Below are 14,152 nucleotides of genomic sequence, written 5' to 3'. Positions count from 1 at the left end.
GGAGTCTTGATGGCCATGCCGTCCGCCACCGCCCTGCCGATCCCCGCGCGGGCCCCCGCCATCCTTCCCACCCGGCCTCGCCGGGTGCTGATCGCCACCGACACCTACCCACCGGACGTGAACGGCGCCGCCTACTTCACCCACCGGCTGGCCCGGGGCCTGGCCGAGCGGGACAACGAGGTCCACGTGGTGTGCGCCTCGGATTTCGGGCCGGCCAGGACCGAGCAGGTGGAGGGGGTGACCGTGCACCGGCTGCGCTCGGCGCCGACGCTGGTCCACCCGACCATGCGGCTCGCGGTGCCGACCCGGCTGGACCGGCTCATCAGCGAGATCTCCCCTGACGTGGTCCACACGCAGGGGCACTTCATCGTCGGCCGCGCGGCGATCTCCGCCTCCCGGCGTGCCGGCATCCCCGTCGTGGCGACCAACCATTTCATGCCGGACAATCTCTTCCAGTTCGCGCACATCCCCGAACGGCTCCGCACCAAAGCGGGCGCGCTGGCCTGGAAGGACTTCAACCGGGTCTTCTCCCGGGCGGACCATGTCACCACGCCCACCGGCATCGCGGCGGGACTGCTCACCGCGAAGGGCTTCGGCCCGCCGGTGGAGCCCGTCTCCTGCGGCATCGACCTGGCGAGGTTCCAGCCGCGTGCCGAGCCGAAGGCGTGGGCGCGCGGGGCTTTCGGCCTGCCCGATCGGGACACGATCCTGTTCGTCGGCCGGTTGGACGAGGAGAAGCGGCTGGACGAGCTCATCCGCGCCCTGCCGCACGTGCTCAACGGCGCCGACGCGCAGATCGCACTGGTCGGTACCGGTGGGCAGCAGGCCTCGCTCGCCAGGCTGGCCGACCGGATCGGGGTCGGCGACCGGGTGACCTTCCTCGGGTTCGTACCGGACGAGGCTCTGCCCCAGGCGTACGCCGCCGCCGACGTCTTCGCCATGCCGGGCGTCGCGGAGCTGCAGAGCATCGCCACGCTGGAGGCCATGGCCACCGGCCTGCCGGTCGTCGCCGCCGATGCGATGGCCCTGCCGCACCTGGTACGGCCCGGCGAGAACGGCGGCCTGTTCTCACCGGGCGATGTCCAGGAGCTGGCACGGCACCTGACCACGCTGCTCGCCTCCCCCGGACTGCGCGCCTCGATGGGCGCCGCGAGCCGTGCCATCGCGCTGACCCACGACCACCATGCCTCCCTGGCCAGGTTCGAGGCGATCTACCGGGAGGCGGCGCGGTGACCCCTCGAAACGAACTCCGGGGCGGGGCGCCGGGAGCCTGGGCGACGAACTCCGCGGTGATCTACCAGGACATGGCGCGGTGAACTCCGGGGCTGAGCACCGGAGGCGATCCAATGAACTCCGAGACGATTTATCGGGAGGCGGGGCGATGAACTCCACAGCGACTCACCGTGAGGCGGCGCGATGAACGAGAACCCGTCGTCCCGGCTGCCGGGCGTGGCCGGTCCGTTGCTCGCCCTGGCCGCGATGGGCTACGCGCACATGGTCTCGGCAGGCGCGGTGAACCCGACGAAGAGCCTGGTCAGCGAGTACGCACTGCGCGGCGACAGCGCCTGGGTGATGGCCGGCGGCACGATCGCCCTGGCCATGGGCTGCCTCTGGGTCGCCTACCTGCTGGCCCGGGTGGACCCGGTGCGCGGCGCCGCGGCGCGCGCACTGTTCGTCGCCTCGGCACTGGGACTCCTGCTCACCGCCACGTTCCCCACCGACGCGGCGCCCGGTGTCACCTCGATCGGCGGGGAGATCCACCGCTGGTCGGCTGCCGTGGTCTTCACCGCGCTCCCCTGCGCGGGGTGGATGCTCGGCCGCCGGTCCGGGAGCCGGGCACTGGCGGGGGCCGCTGTCGCCTCCGTGGTGCTGCTGGCCTGGTTCCTGGCCGCCCACCCGGGCTCGCTGATCTCGGATCTGATCGGCGGCCCCGACCACTACGGCCTGGCGCAGCGCCTGCTGCTGCTCGCCGAGATGACGCTGGTCTTCCTCGCCGCCCTGCGATCAGGACACCGGGAGGGCGACGGCGTGACCGGTCGCCTCGACCACCGGAAGCCGGGGAACGACCGGGGTGTGACGGTTCCCATCCAGCCCGGCCCGGACGATGCCAGGCGCCCTCACCAGCCGATAGGCCTCGGCTGACGACAAATCCCCTCCCTCCGATCGCTCACGAGCGAGCAAATGAGACGTGTCGCACGTACCCGGCAAGGTCTTACCTACGCTAACGTAGGTTACGGTTGCGTAGTCTTTGAGGGAGAGGCCTGATGCGAAAGTTCAGTGAGACCGAGCTGCTGCTCGAGCTTGAGCCCGTCGTCGCGGGGGAGCTGGACCGGCACCACAAGGTGGCCAAGGAGTGGTTCCCGCACGAGTACGTGCCCTGGTCGGAAGGCCGGAACTACGACGGCCTCTTCGACGGGGACGCCTGGGACGAGTCAGACACCAAGATCCCCGAAGAGGCTCGCGTCTCCCTCATCGTCAACCTGCTGACCGAGGACAACCTCCCCAGCTACCACCATGAGATCGCCACGACCCTGGGCCGCGACGCGGCATGGGGCACCTGGGTCCACCGCTGGACCGCCGAGGAGGGCCGCCACGGCACCGCCATCCGCGACTACCTGACGGTCACCCGCGCGGTCGACCCGGTCGCGCTGGAGCGGGCCCGGATGGTGCACATGAGCGAGGGCTTCAGCAACTCCTACGAGGGCGTGCTCGCCTCGGTCGCCTACGTCTCCTTCCAGGAACTGGCCACCCGCATCTCGCACCGCAACACCGGCAAGGCCTCCGAGGACCCGAACTGCGAGCGCCTGCTCGCCAGGATCGCCGCCGACGAGAACCTGCACATGCTCTTCTACCGGAACCTGCTCAACGCGGCCTTCCAGCTCGCCCCGGACCAGACCATGCGCGCCGTGACCGACGTCGTCACCACCTTCCAGATGCCCGGCACCGGCATCGATGGCTTCACCCGCAAGGCCATGACCATCGCCAACGCCGGAATCTACGACCTGCGCCTGCACATGGACGACGTCCTGCAGCCGGTCCTGCGCCAGTGGGACGTCTTCAACATGAAGGAGTTCGGCCCCGAGGGTGAGAAGGCCCGCGAGGAGCTCTCCGAATTCCTCGACCGCCTGGAGACCACCGCCTCCCGCTTCGTCGAGCGCCGCGAGGCCCGCCGCGCCCGCCAGGCCGCCGGCCTCTGACACCGTCCCGCCCAGAGGGACCGCCACGCGGCGGTCCCTCTCCCCCACTGTGCTCCGCGTCAGAGTCGCAGCCGCCAGAGCGCACTGACCGGCAACGCCTTCAACCTGGGACCGAAACTCAGGGACTGATCGCCGGTGTAGAGGACGACCCCCGCCGCGAACGCGTCGCCCGTCTGGCGTTCCAGCAGACGAAGGCCGCGAAAATCGCCACTCCTGACCGTGGCGCTCGCCTTGACCTCGACACCGGCGACGCGTCCGTCGGCTGTCTCAAGCACAGCGTCGACCTCCACCTGGTCCTTGGTGCGGTAATGAAAGAGCCGGACTTCTTCTTCCGCCCAACTGAGCTGCCGCGCCAACTCCATCAGGACGAAGCCCTCCAGGAGCGGTCCGAAGAGATCCCCCCCGGATGCCAGCCTGTTCTCGTCCAGCCCGAGAAGATACGTGGCGATCCCCGAGTCGGCACACGCGACTTTCGGAGTCCCGATCGTTCTGGTCGCCAGGCTGCTCGACCACGCGGGAACCCGCTTGATGAGGAAGATCTCTTCACAGAGATCCAAATATCGTTGTGCCGTTTTGGCCGAGACACTCAGGTCTGAAGCCAGATTCGCTGTTACCAGCAACTGCCCTGTCCGGGCCGCCACGAGCTGGAGCAGCCGACGTAGATCGACAGGATTTGAGATATCGGACAGATCCCGGATGTCTCGCTCGATCAACGTATTGACGTATGAAGCGAGAAAACGGCGTCTGCGCCGGGGGTCGGGGCGAGCGACCGCCTCAGGAAACCCGCCTCTAGCGATGCGCAGGGCCAAGGCGCGCCGGCTTTCACCGGGCAGGCGCGGAAGCGGGCCGTCCGCCAGATGAAAGACAGAATCCACGAAATCGTCTGCTCCGCCATCGATCTCTCCCTGTGAGAAGGGCCAGAGTTCGATCGTCTCCATCTGCCCGGGCAGTGCGTCGGGGAGAGATTTCAAACCGAGCACCCTCGCCGACCCGGTCAGCAGGAACCGGCCCGGGCGGGAGTCGGTATCCACCTGATACTTGATGGAGCTCAGAAGTTCCGGCGCGTGCTGCATCTCGTCGATGACGAGCAGACCTGAATGCTCTACGAATGTGTTCGGATCTTCCTGCGCGGCGGTGAGGTTCTCCGGGCGGTCCAGGCTCCGAGTGAACGAACTCTCCCTAGAGCCCGCGATGAGAGCGGCCAGCGTGCTCTTTCCCGACTGCCGCGCTCCGTTGATCAGCACTACTCGGGTGTCGGCGAGCGCCTCACGAACCAGGCGCTCGGCATTACGACTGACCACCCTTCCGAGTGGCGTGACCAGCTCAGACATGCTCCAATCGTGCCACCATGATGACTGATCAGACGAGCATTTCATGTCCGATCAGCCGCATGATCCGCGTCCCATTGAACACACAAGTCACATCCGATCAGCCACACAACCAACGCCCCACCAAACGCACAAGTCACATCCGATCAGCCACACAACTCACATTCCATTGAACACACAAGTCACATCCGATCAGCCACACAATCCACGTCCTGCTGAACGCACAAGTCGTGTCCATTTGGACGTGTTTTCCCTAGCGTGAGGACAGGGGCGATCGCCGTCCATCCCAGACCCTCGCAGCAGGTGGAGAGCCCATGCCGTAGCAGCTTGGGTTTGCCCTGTTTCGTGGTGACACGCCGATTAAGGTCCTACCTTGGCCGGCGCGATCGCTTCAGACTCTGCGGGTGGCTGAACGGGTTCACGTACGTGAGATCGATGACGATGAAGGCAACCGGCTGCTGCGGATCGTACGGTGGGCCGGCCGGGCGGCGACTGGAGATGGTGATCGCGCCGGCCTGGCAGGCGGCGTCGGCGGTGTCGGGTGGGGTGCTGCCGGCGCCGGGCCAGCCTTAGCGTACTGATGATCAAAGGTCAACGTTACGCAGAACGCGCCTGTCACTGCAGGTCATAGGCATGATCGCGTGTCACGTCGAGCTTTCAGGTTCAGCAATCCTCTGCCAACAACCCCTAAAAGATCTTGGCTCACAGGCCTTGACTACAGCCCCGTAGCGGACAAACACTCTTCCCAAGAGTTTCAGATCTGCCGATGTGCCGGATTCGGGCAACCGAAATAACGGCCAGGAGGTCTTGGCATGGGTACGAGTCACACCAATGACTACTTACGGGTTCCCGGCTCGTCCGAGACGGTGCTGCTCTCCCCCCAGTGAGCAGCAAATCATTTTCACTCTCGTTTCTCACGAAGATTAGATTCGCCTGCGCTTTTAAATGCAGCGCAGCGCGTGTTGCGATGGTCGCCCCCTGGCTTTTTCCCCGCTGCCCATAGGAGCCGACGTCCAACAACAACACCCCTCACCACAGGAGATGCGCAAAGATGAGCTCTCAGAGCGAGTTGAACTCAAATGACGCCCTACTCAACAGCGGAGCAGTCCGCCGCCGCCTCCTGACCGGCGTCGGCGCTGCGGGAGTAGCCGCTGTCGCCAGCCAACTCGTCACCCCCGACGCGTCGGCAGCCGCGGCGTCGTCGTCCAGACGCACCGATCTCTTCTACTACTGGAAGTCCCAGCAACGTTCCCTCGGCTACTCCCAGGGCGTCCAGGTGGACAACACTCTGTGGCTATCGGGTACGGCGGCCCTCGACACGGATTTCAACCCTGTATCCCCCGGCGACCTGGCCGCTCAGATGCAATTCATCTACCAGCGCATCAAGGAGAGCCTGGCCAAATACTCCCTCGATTTTCGCCATGTCGTGCGCGAGAACATGTACGTAACCGATACATCCGCCTTGATCAACGCCTTGCCGTATCGCAAGAGCATCTACGCTAACGGGCCGTTCCCGACCTCGACGACAATCCAGGTGAGCCAGCTACTTCTTCCCGGACTCATGATTGAGATCGAGGTGACCGCTTGCCGGGCACTGCCTTGAAGCCCGGCACGAACCCGAACTACTGAGCCGATCATAAGTTCTGGGACTTTTGAGAAGATCGGAAGGCGCGTCGGCCCTGCTGGAGTGGCAGGCGGACCACCTGGACCTCCGGAAAATCTCAATATTTGTAGGGTCGGGGGCTGGCGCGGTGGCTTCTCCTGGCGGGAGGGCCTGGGGCCTTCCTTCCGTCGGTTTCCCGGACGGGTGTGCCACCCCAGTGGCCGTGACCAGGTTCTTCGCTCCGTTTCCAACCCCCGCCACCTCGATCCGTGCATGCGGTTCTCCCGCACACGGCTCACCGACGTCGTTCACCGCCGGCATTCGGCCTTTCCCGCCAGGGCTTGCCCGCCCTGGGCGCGACGACGATTCCATACAGGCTGATCAAGCCGAGATCGCTGAGCGAGCGTTTCAGCACGCCCCGGCCGTAGCTCCGGCTGCGCCGGTGTTTTCGGCTGAGGAACAGCGCCAGGCGCATCCAGGCGAACTCTCTGATCTTGCTAAAGCGCCGGGCAGAATGCCCGTACCGGAAATAGCCAGCCCATCCCCGCAGGAACAGGTTGACCTCCTTGGTGATCGCTTCGGTGCGAAGCAGCAGCCTGCGGCCGTCCGTGAGGTCACGGATCCGGTCGCGGGCGTGTTGCATCGCCCTGTCTGAGGGCCAGCGAGCGAGGAAAACGAACGGCCGTTTCCCGTTGAACCCGCGTGAGCGCACCAGCCGGTGGTGAAAGCCCAGGAAGTCCAGGCCTTCCCCACCGACCTCCAGGTGCACGATGCGGGTCTTGGCGGCCTTCGGCTCCAAACCGAGTGCCGCCAGCAGCTCCGTCAGGCGGGCCAGGGCCCGCTCGGCTTGACCGCGGGACCAGCACATCACGATCGCGTCGTCGGCATAGCGGGCCAGCACGCCGTCCGCCTCGTCCCACGCCCGATCCAATCGGTGCAGGTAGACGTTACAGAGGACGGGTGAAACCACGCCGCCTTGTGGCGTGCCGGTGACCTCTCGCCGGATCTGTCCGTCCTCCATCACCCCGGCGCGCAGAATCACCCGCAGGAGCTTCAGGAGCGACTGATCGCAGACGCGTTCCTCGATCGCACGCATCAACTCATCGTGCGGAATCGCCGAAAAGCAGTTGGCGATGTCCGTCTCGACCACCCACCGGCGGCCCCGCGCCTGCTCCTCAATGAGCACTTGCAGAGCATCGTGTGCTGAGCGCTTCGGGCGAAACCCGAATGAGCAATCAGCCATGTCCGCCTCGAAGACCGGTTCGAACACGATCTTCACAGCGGCCTGCACGATCCGATCCCGAACAGCGGGAATCGACAACGGCCGGTACTCGTCCTTCAGCCCAGGCTTGGGGATCATCACCCGGCGCGCGGGCAATGGCCGATACCGGCCCTGCCGAAGTTCCGCGGCCAACTCCTCAAGAAGCCGGACGATCCCGTACTCCTCGATGTCGGCCAGCGTGGTCGCGTCGATGCCCGGTGCGCCGTTGTTGCTGCGCACCATGACCCACCCGCGCTCCAGAACGTCTCTGCGATAGACCTTGTCCATGAGCGCGTGGAACCGACGTCCGGGATCGGCCTTGGCCGCCCGGTAGAGCACATGCTGCAAGGCGCGGACCGGATCACGCGGAACACGCGGCCCCACGGCGGCGGGAATAGCCAAAACGGCACTCACCGAGCCCCTCCTCCACCTCAATATGCATCGACGAAGTAGCGGCCCTTCCCTCACCGCCGGTTATGTTGTCCGGTCGGCTCAAGCAGTACTACGGCCGCCTCCGACGCCCACCCGGCCAGCAATCCACTTCCCGGCGTTGACCGGTTATAGGACGCCACGCTCCGGTAACACCTTCCGCAGGTCACCGGGCCGGGGAGGGCCTCCCCAGTTCCCGCCGTCACTATCGATACGTTCCGCGCCCCATACGCCGGGGAGTTCTTCGCGGCTGCAATTTCCAGGCTCTTCGCCGCTTCCATGGCCTTCACCCCGATCACGAGGGGCTCGGCTCTCCCTTGTCCCGTCCGAAGACGGCTGAGTAACGACGCCGCAGGCTTCGCGTCATGCTACGGACCGCATCGTCGCTCCCCCTTAAGGGCTTTTGACGCTGGGCTTCGACCCCGCCCGTTTCCAGACGAAGCCGCCAGCCTGCTACCGGGCCTCCTGGCAGCTACCCGGACCGGACTTTCACCGGCAAGCGACGACGAGCTTACGAACATGCAGATCAGCCGCTATGTCACGGCTTCACCTCCAGTTCTACTGGGCGCACATGATCGCCTCAGTAGGCATGCCTCAGGCGGCTGGAGCCAGTTCGCGAGGCTGTGAGCGTTGGGTGGCGGGCCTCAGGGTTCGGAGGAAGATCAGGATGAGCACGGCCGCCAGGCCGGTGGTGATCGGCGGGACCAGGAAGGCCAGGGCCTCGCCGAAGCGGTCCACGAGCTGACCGGCCACGGCGGCGCCGGTCGCGATGCCCAGTCCGATCGCACCGGTGAGCCAGGTGAACGCCTCGGTCCTGACCTCGCTGGGCACCAGGGCCTCGACCAGCGTGTAGCCGGTGATCACGGCGGGGGCGATGACGAACCCGGCCAGAGCGGCTCCGCCATACAGCATGGGGATGGAAGTGGCGAGCGTCAGGACGGCCGTGGCTGCGGAGAGCAGTCCGACGCCCGCCACGAGACGGATCGGGGCAACCGCCCGCCAGCGGACGACGCCGTAGAGGATGCCGCCGACGAAGCTGGCCCCCGAGAAGGTCGCGTAGATCGGCCCTGCCGCTCCGGCCTGGCCGAGTGCGGCGGTGTAGGAGGTGACGCCGACCTGGAGACTACCGAAGACGGTGCCGATGGCGATGAAGGCACCCGCGAGCACGGCCACCCCCCGCAGCCGGAGCACTCCGCGCTGGGCACGGACCCGGACCGGCATCGGCTCGGGAGCGCCCTTGCCGACCAGGGCGAACAGCAACGTCCCGGTCACGATCATGACCAGCGCCAGCAGCAACGCCCAGACCGGTGAGAACCCGGTCGAGATGGCCACCAGCAGCACCGGGGCGAGGGTGAAGGTCAGCTCATCGGTGATGGACTCCAGGGCGAAGGCCGCATCGAGCCTGCCGGAGCCGCCGAGCATGTGCGCCCAGCGGGCCCGGACCATCGAACCGATCTGCGGCACCGAGGCACCGACCAGTGCCGCGACGACCACCAGCGCCAGGGCCGGAGCATGGGTGGAGGCGAGCAGGAGCAGCGTGCCCAGCGCGGCGGCATGCAGGCCGACCTGCGGGAACAGCACCTTCGCCTGACCGTACCTGTCGGCCAGCCGCCCGGTCTGCGGACCGGCCAGCGCCGCCGCCACTGCGGCGGCGGCAGCGGCGACACCCGCCACGCCGTACGAGCCGGTGGACCACTGCACGAGCAGCAGGATGCCGAGCTGGAGCATCGCGTACGGCAGGCGCGCGAGGAACGCGGGAACGAGGAAGCGCCACGCTCCGGGGGAGCCGAGCACGGCAAGGTACGACTTCAACAGATCTCCGTCCAACATCCAGACGGAAACCCCGCCCGGCTCGGGAGCCCACCGGGGGTGGTGGGCTTCGACCGGGGTGATACCGCTTTCGCGGCCGCCGAGCGGTCATTGCATGCGTCCTGTGGAACGCAACAATCACCTAGCCTATGCCACGGACCGGCCCTCCTCCTGCGCACCCCGGCCAGATGAGCGCGGACATCGAGCGCACCAGCGACATGCGGAGACTCCTCGCGCTCCTCGCGGCGCAGACCGGAGGGCTACTCAACCTCAGTCGGCTCGGGTCCGAACTGAGCATCTCCACACCTACTGTCCGCAACTACGTGGAGATCGGGGTAAGGAGCCGTTTCAACCGGGGTGCCAGCGGACGTTCGACCGCGATGTTGATGGCGTAGGCCGCCAGACACATCAGCACCAGCATCCCGACCAGCAGCACATGCCGCTGCACGATGTCACCGAGCCGGTCGAAGATAATGAAGCCGACGTGCGCGTGGATCAGGTACAGCGGGTAGGTCAGGGCTCCGGCGATGGCGAACCAGGGGCGGCCGAGCCGCTGGGTGACGCGGAGCGAGACGAGGAACATCACGATGAAGATCGCGACGATGACGGCCACCACGACGGCACTCTCGATCTCGGTGTGGTAGCGGGTGCCCACCTTGCCGGCGAACTCGATGCCCCGGTAGACGGCGTTGCCGAAGGAGATCAGGACGATCGCGCTGAGCTGCCAGGACGGGCCGAACCGGTAGACCATGCACAAGGCCATACCCGCGATGAAGTAGTGCGAGAACTGCGACTGCACCACCAGGTCGGCCAGTGAGTGGACCGAGGCGGGAAGCAACCCGCTCTGCAGCAGGAAGGTCAGCGCCAGCCAGCCCCACAGCACCCCGATGACCCGGCCTCGGGTGATGCCGATCCAGGCGAGCACGAAGATGAGCGCGTAGAACCTGATCTCGGCCCACAGCGTCCAGTAGACGACGTCGACGTTGGGGATGTCGGGCAACGAGTTGAACATCGTCAGGTTGGCGAGGTACTGCACGAGCGTGACGGGGTACTTGCCCATACCCAGCGTGACCGAGACCAGCGCGGTGATCGTGACCGCGACCCAGAAGGCCGGATAGAGCCGGACGATCCGCGAGACCAGGAAGGCTCCCGGCCGACGATCCCAGGCACTGAGCAGCACGACAAAACCGCTGATCATGAAGAACATGTCCACGCCCAGGTAACCGAACCTGGCGATCTCACCCGCGACGGGGAATTCGACCTTGCTCATGCCACCCGCGTACGCGGAGAAGACGTAGTGGTACACCACCACCGAGACGGCCGCGGTGATACGGAGTGCGTCGATTTCGTAGAGCCGGTCACGCCGCGGGGTGCGCTGCCGCCCGGTCTCCGAAACCGGTCCGGAGGAACTGTCACTCTCCACAGCCGCGCTTCGAAAGGGGGAATGATCCACTTTACCTCGGTCGCTAAACGTTAACTCCCCGTACAGGTAATCGAAGGGCAATCCCGGACCCGACACCGCCTGGACAGTTCCCCCACGCCTACCGATATCAATGAAACACTTTGCCATATCCGCCAGGGATGCGCCGACAATCGGCAGGTTTCAAGGATTTAGTCACCATTAATGGCAATTATCGGGTAGGCACAAAACTCGGAACCAGATCATTGTTCGAGGGCGCTACGATCCCTGCCCCGCATGCCGGTTGATCATTCTCAATATTCGGATATCCGTTATATGTAGGTGGAAGGACCGAAACAAACCGAAAGGTTATGGTCCATCCGGTGAACCGGCCGGGCCTCGATGCCCTCCCGCACAAGCCTGCTGTTCGACTTCATGGCCACCGACATCACAGGTGGGTCCGATTCTGTCGGTCCCGCCTGCCACTCTTTCGCCAATCGATTTCTCGCCGTCAGGCAACACAAGGAGGTGTTCGCGGTGAGCACGAGTCTTTCGGCACGTCTTCTGGACGCGCTCGGCGATGACAGGAAGCACACGGCGCTGGTGGTGCAGGCCAGGTATCAGCCGGTCGGCGGTGCGGGCAACATCGTGATGCCCCCCACCTTCCCCGTCGACAAAAACGAGAAGGACCAGACGAAGAAGTACATTGTCGCCGATCGCCTCCTCGACGGTGAGCAGGTGGGCACCGTGACGATCGACCAGGAGCAGTCCCAGTCCAACCGGCTGGAAGAGGCCATGCGCGATGCCCGCGACGCGGGCCGGCTCACCCTGCCGATGTTCGAGCTGCGGACGAAGACGTCCCGGGGCGAGATACGGCTGACCTCGCTCGACTTCCCGCACCGCTACGCCGACGCCTACCTGCGCGACAGCACGATCGGGGGGATCCGCTTCGACCAGAGCCCGGTCGGCGAGCGGCTTCGCGCCGTCAGCGTGACCGACGTCCGGCCACTTTACGAGCGGGAGCCCCTGTCTCTGGTGCTCGGCGCGTGGGACTCCCACCGCAAGGGCCGGTGGCCCAAGTTCGCCCGGCTGTACACCGCGACCATGTACGGCGTAGCCCCTCACTTCGGCGCGCGACGCGGCGGACGGCTCGACCCACAGAACCTCACCGGCTCGGTCGACGACAAGACCAAGGCGGAGAACCAGTGGAAGTTCGTCGCCGACGGCCAGAAGGCCAAGGGCGGCAAGCTGAGCGAGATCGGGCACGGCAACATCGCACCCAACCCCGTTCCCGGTGGAGCCACCGTCAGGGAGATCCGCCGGATGGCGAGCATCTCCTTCGCGGGCCTTGAACGCCTCCGCTTCGGAGACGCCCCGGCCGAAGCCGCCACGGCCAGCCGCGCGACGCTCGCCGCCCTCGCCCTCGTCGGCGACCGGCTGGCGTTCGGGCGCCCCTCCGCCTGGCTGCGCTCAGGCTGCGACCTGGCGAAGGCGTCCGAGACGGTCGGCCTGGAGCTGCCCGGCGGTAGCTTGGACGAGATCGAAGTGTCGGTACGAGAGGCGTTGGACGCCTACCACGAGCTACGCGAAGAGGCCGCCCGGCTGGGTGTGCCGATGGCCGACGACATCATCGAGGTCACCCCGATCCCCTCGCTCCAGCAGGCGATCGAGTTCGCTTTCGCCCACTCCGTCGACGAGGAGTAGGCAGCGGTGGCACTCACTCTCACGGTGCGGCTGCGCCACGGCCGCTACGACGCAGGGGACACCCAGCCCAGCCGGGCCGAATGGCCCCCTCATCCCGCCCGGCTGTTCTGCGCCCTGGCCGCCTCGGCGGTGGAGGCGGGCGACTGGCACGCCCTGCGCTGGTTGGAACGTGCCGGAGCCCCGGTGGTGCGCGCGGCCATGCACAACGTACGGCCGGGCAGGACCGACTCCTACGTGGTGACGAACCAGAGGGAGCAGAAACCCGGCAGCCAGTCCTGGCCTGGCCGCACGAACGGGGCTCGCAGCCGCGCCTTCGTCACCCCGGCCTGCGACCGGTTCGCCGTGATCTGGCCAGGCGCCGACCCCGATCCCGGAGTGCTGGCCACGCTCAGCGCGCTGGCCCGGCGGGTGCCGTACGTCGGCCGCTCGACCAGCCAGGCCGAGGTGAGCGTGACCGGCTCCCTGCCCGAGGACGAACCGGCGTGGTCGGAGCTGGCTCCGGTCACGCTCGGCACCCCCGGCGCGATCGAGCTGCGTGTGCCCTACGCCGGATACACGGACGCGCTCCAGAACGCCTACGACCGTGGCGGGAGGGCGTGGGAGGCCGCGCGGGCGCTGCCGTACTCACCGGTCGTGGCGACGCCGGAACCTGTCCCGACACACCTGTCCCCATGGGACGACCTCATCATCTGGGGATTCGAACGACCCAGCGCCCGCATCAACGGCGACCAGGTCGCCCGGCTCACGCTCGCCCTGCGCAAAGCCGTCATCTCCCGGGTCACCGACCCGGTTCCCGCCCAGGTGAGCGGGCACGGGGCGGACGACAGGACGCACGTCGCCTTCCTCGCGCTTCCCGACGTCGACCAACAGCACTCCGACGGCCACCTGCTGGGAGTGGCACTGGCGCTGCCCCGCCACATGCCCGCCGAGGACTGGACCCAACTGGCCAAGGCCGTCATGGCCGATCCGCTGACCAGACTCACTCCCTGGTCCGGCGAACCGGTACGGCTCAGCCAGGGCCAGAACCTGCGCACCCTGCGTCGCGGCCGATGGACCGGCCGCCAGGCGGGGACCCGCACCTGGGTCACGGCCACCCCGATGATGACCGACAGCTTCGCCCGCCCCGGCCGCTCGTACGAGCAGATGGTCGCCAAGTCGCTGCGCCGGGCCGGTTTCCCCGATGTCACCGAGGTCGAGATCTCGACGGCCCCGCTGACCGGCGGCGCGATCTGGCGGCCTCGCCCCGGCTCTCTCCCACCCAACCGGCCGAAGAAACCCATCGTGCACGCCCGGGTCACCTTCGACCGGCCGGTCGTGGGGCCGGTGATCGCAGGTTCCATGCGCTACCTCGGACTCGGCCTCTTTGTCCCCGAGGAGGGCTCTGGATGAGCGACCTCACCAACCGGCCGGTCGCGAAACCGG

The 14,152-nt window shown here is 66.8% G+C and carries 12 protein-coding genes; 8 read left to right on the top strand and 4 right to left on the bottom strand.

Annotation, left to right across the window (positions count from 1 at the left end; genetic code table 11):
• The first annotated feature begins 9 nt into the window (after window positions 1-9).
• The 3 genes from OG884_RS25325 (at window position 10) to OG884_RS25315 (ending at window position 3,197) form a co-directional block, all read left to right on the top strand.
• Window positions 10-1,233, top strand: coding sequence for a glycosyltransferase (locus OG884_RS25325; RefSeq protein ID WP_442811524.1), 1,224 nt, complete (start codon window positions 10-12; stop codon window positions 1,231-1,233).
• A 183-nt stretch (window positions 1,234-1,416) separates the two neighbouring features.
• A complete protein-coding gene (locus tag OG884_RS25320) occupies window positions 1,417-2,142 on the top strand; it encodes a DUF998 domain-containing protein (protein WP_326636871.1) in 726 nt (241 codons plus the stop codon).
• Window positions 2,143-2,264: 122 nt separating this feature from the next.
• Window positions 2,265-3,197, top strand: a complete 933-nt coding sequence (locus OG884_RS25315) for an acyl-ACP desaturase (RefSeq protein WP_326636869.1) — start codon at window positions 2,265-2,267, stop codon at window positions 3,195-3,197.
• Window positions 3,198-3,256: 59 nt separating this feature from the next.
• Here the strand turns inward: OG884_RS25315 and OG884_RS25310 are convergent, their stop codons facing one another.
• On the bottom strand, window positions 3,257-4,528 hold the full coding sequence (locus OG884_RS25310; RefSeq protein WP_326636868.1) for an ATP-binding protein: 1,272 nt from the start codon (window positions 4,526-4,528) through the stop codon (window positions 3,257-3,259).
• A 432-nt stretch (window positions 4,529-4,960) separates the two neighbouring features.
• Between OG884_RS25310 and OG884_RS25305 the strand changes: the two genes are divergently transcribed.
• Together OG884_RS25305 and OG884_RS25300 are read left to right on the top strand one after the other, a co-directional pair.
• A complete protein-coding gene (locus OG884_RS25305; protein ID WP_326636866.1) occupies window positions 4,961-5,098 on the top strand; it encodes a hypothetical protein in 138 nt (45 codons plus the stop codon).
• A gap of 478 nt (window positions 5,099-5,576) precedes the next feature.
• On the top strand, window positions 5,577-6,128 hold the full coding sequence (locus OG884_RS25300; RefSeq protein ID WP_326636865.1) for a RidA family protein: 552 nt from the start codon (window positions 5,577-5,579) through the stop codon (window positions 6,126-6,128).
• Window positions 6,129-6,423: 295 nt separating this feature from the next.
• Here the strand turns inward: OG884_RS25300 and ltrA are convergent, their stop codons facing one another.
• Together ltrA and OG884_RS25290 are read right to left on the bottom strand one after the other, a co-directional pair.
• Window positions 6,424-7,803, bottom strand: a complete 1,380-nt coding sequence (ltrA, locus tag OG884_RS25295) for a group II intron reverse transcriptase/maturase (protein ID WP_326636118.1) — start codon at window positions 7,801-7,803, stop codon at window positions 6,424-6,426.
• 609 nt (window positions 7,804-8,412) lie between these two features.
• Window positions 8,413-9,630 (bottom strand): MFS transporter, encoded by a 1,218-nt coding sequence (locus OG884_RS25290; RefSeq protein WP_326636863.1) that lies wholly within the window; start codon window positions 9,628-9,630, stop codon window positions 8,413-8,415.
• Between the two features lie 146 nt (window positions 9,631-9,776).
• On the opposite strand from OG884_RS25290, the gene OG884_RS37625 reads away from it, so the two are divergent.
• Entirely contained in the window at window positions 9,777-10,022 is a 246-nt protein-coding gene (locus OG884_RS37625) for a DUF4143 domain-containing protein (protein WP_442811523.1), read from the top strand.
• On the opposite strand, the gene OG884_RS25285 is transcribed toward OG884_RS37625, so the two are convergent.
• Complete coding sequence (locus OG884_RS25285; RefSeq protein ID WP_326636861.1) at window positions 9,947-11,050, bottom strand: acyltransferase family protein; 1,104 nt, start codon at window positions 11,048-11,050, stop codon at window positions 9,947-9,949. The two genes, OG884_RS37625 and OG884_RS25285, sit on opposite strands and share 76 nt — an antisense overlap.
• A gap of 513 nt (window positions 11,051-11,563) precedes the next feature.
• Here OG884_RS25285 and cas7g point away from each other — a divergent pair.
• Both cas7g and csb2 read left to right on the top strand, forming a co-directional pair.
• Window positions 11,564-12,730, top strand: a complete 1,167-nt coding sequence (cas7g, locus tag OG884_RS25280) for a type I-G CRISPR-associated RAMP protein Csb1/Cas7g (protein WP_326636859.1) — start codon at window positions 11,564-11,566, stop codon at window positions 12,728-12,730.
• Window positions 12,731-12,736: 6 nt separating this feature from the next.
• Window positions 12,737-14,119 (top strand): type I-G CRISPR-associated protein Csb2, encoded by a 1,383-nt coding sequence (csb2, locus tag OG884_RS25275; RefSeq protein WP_326636857.1) that lies wholly within the window; start codon window positions 12,737-12,739, stop codon window positions 14,117-14,119.
• The last annotated feature ends 33 nt before the right edge of the window (window positions 14,120-14,152 follow it).

Origin of the sequence: Streptosporangium sp. NBC_01755, from assembly GCF_035917995.1 — a bacterium.
GTDB lineage: Bacteria > Actinomycetota > Actinomycetes > Streptosporangiales > Streptosporangiaceae > Streptosporangium.
Note: the sequence above shows the minus strand (reverse complement) of the source record. Positions and strands in the feature narration are given on the sequence as shown.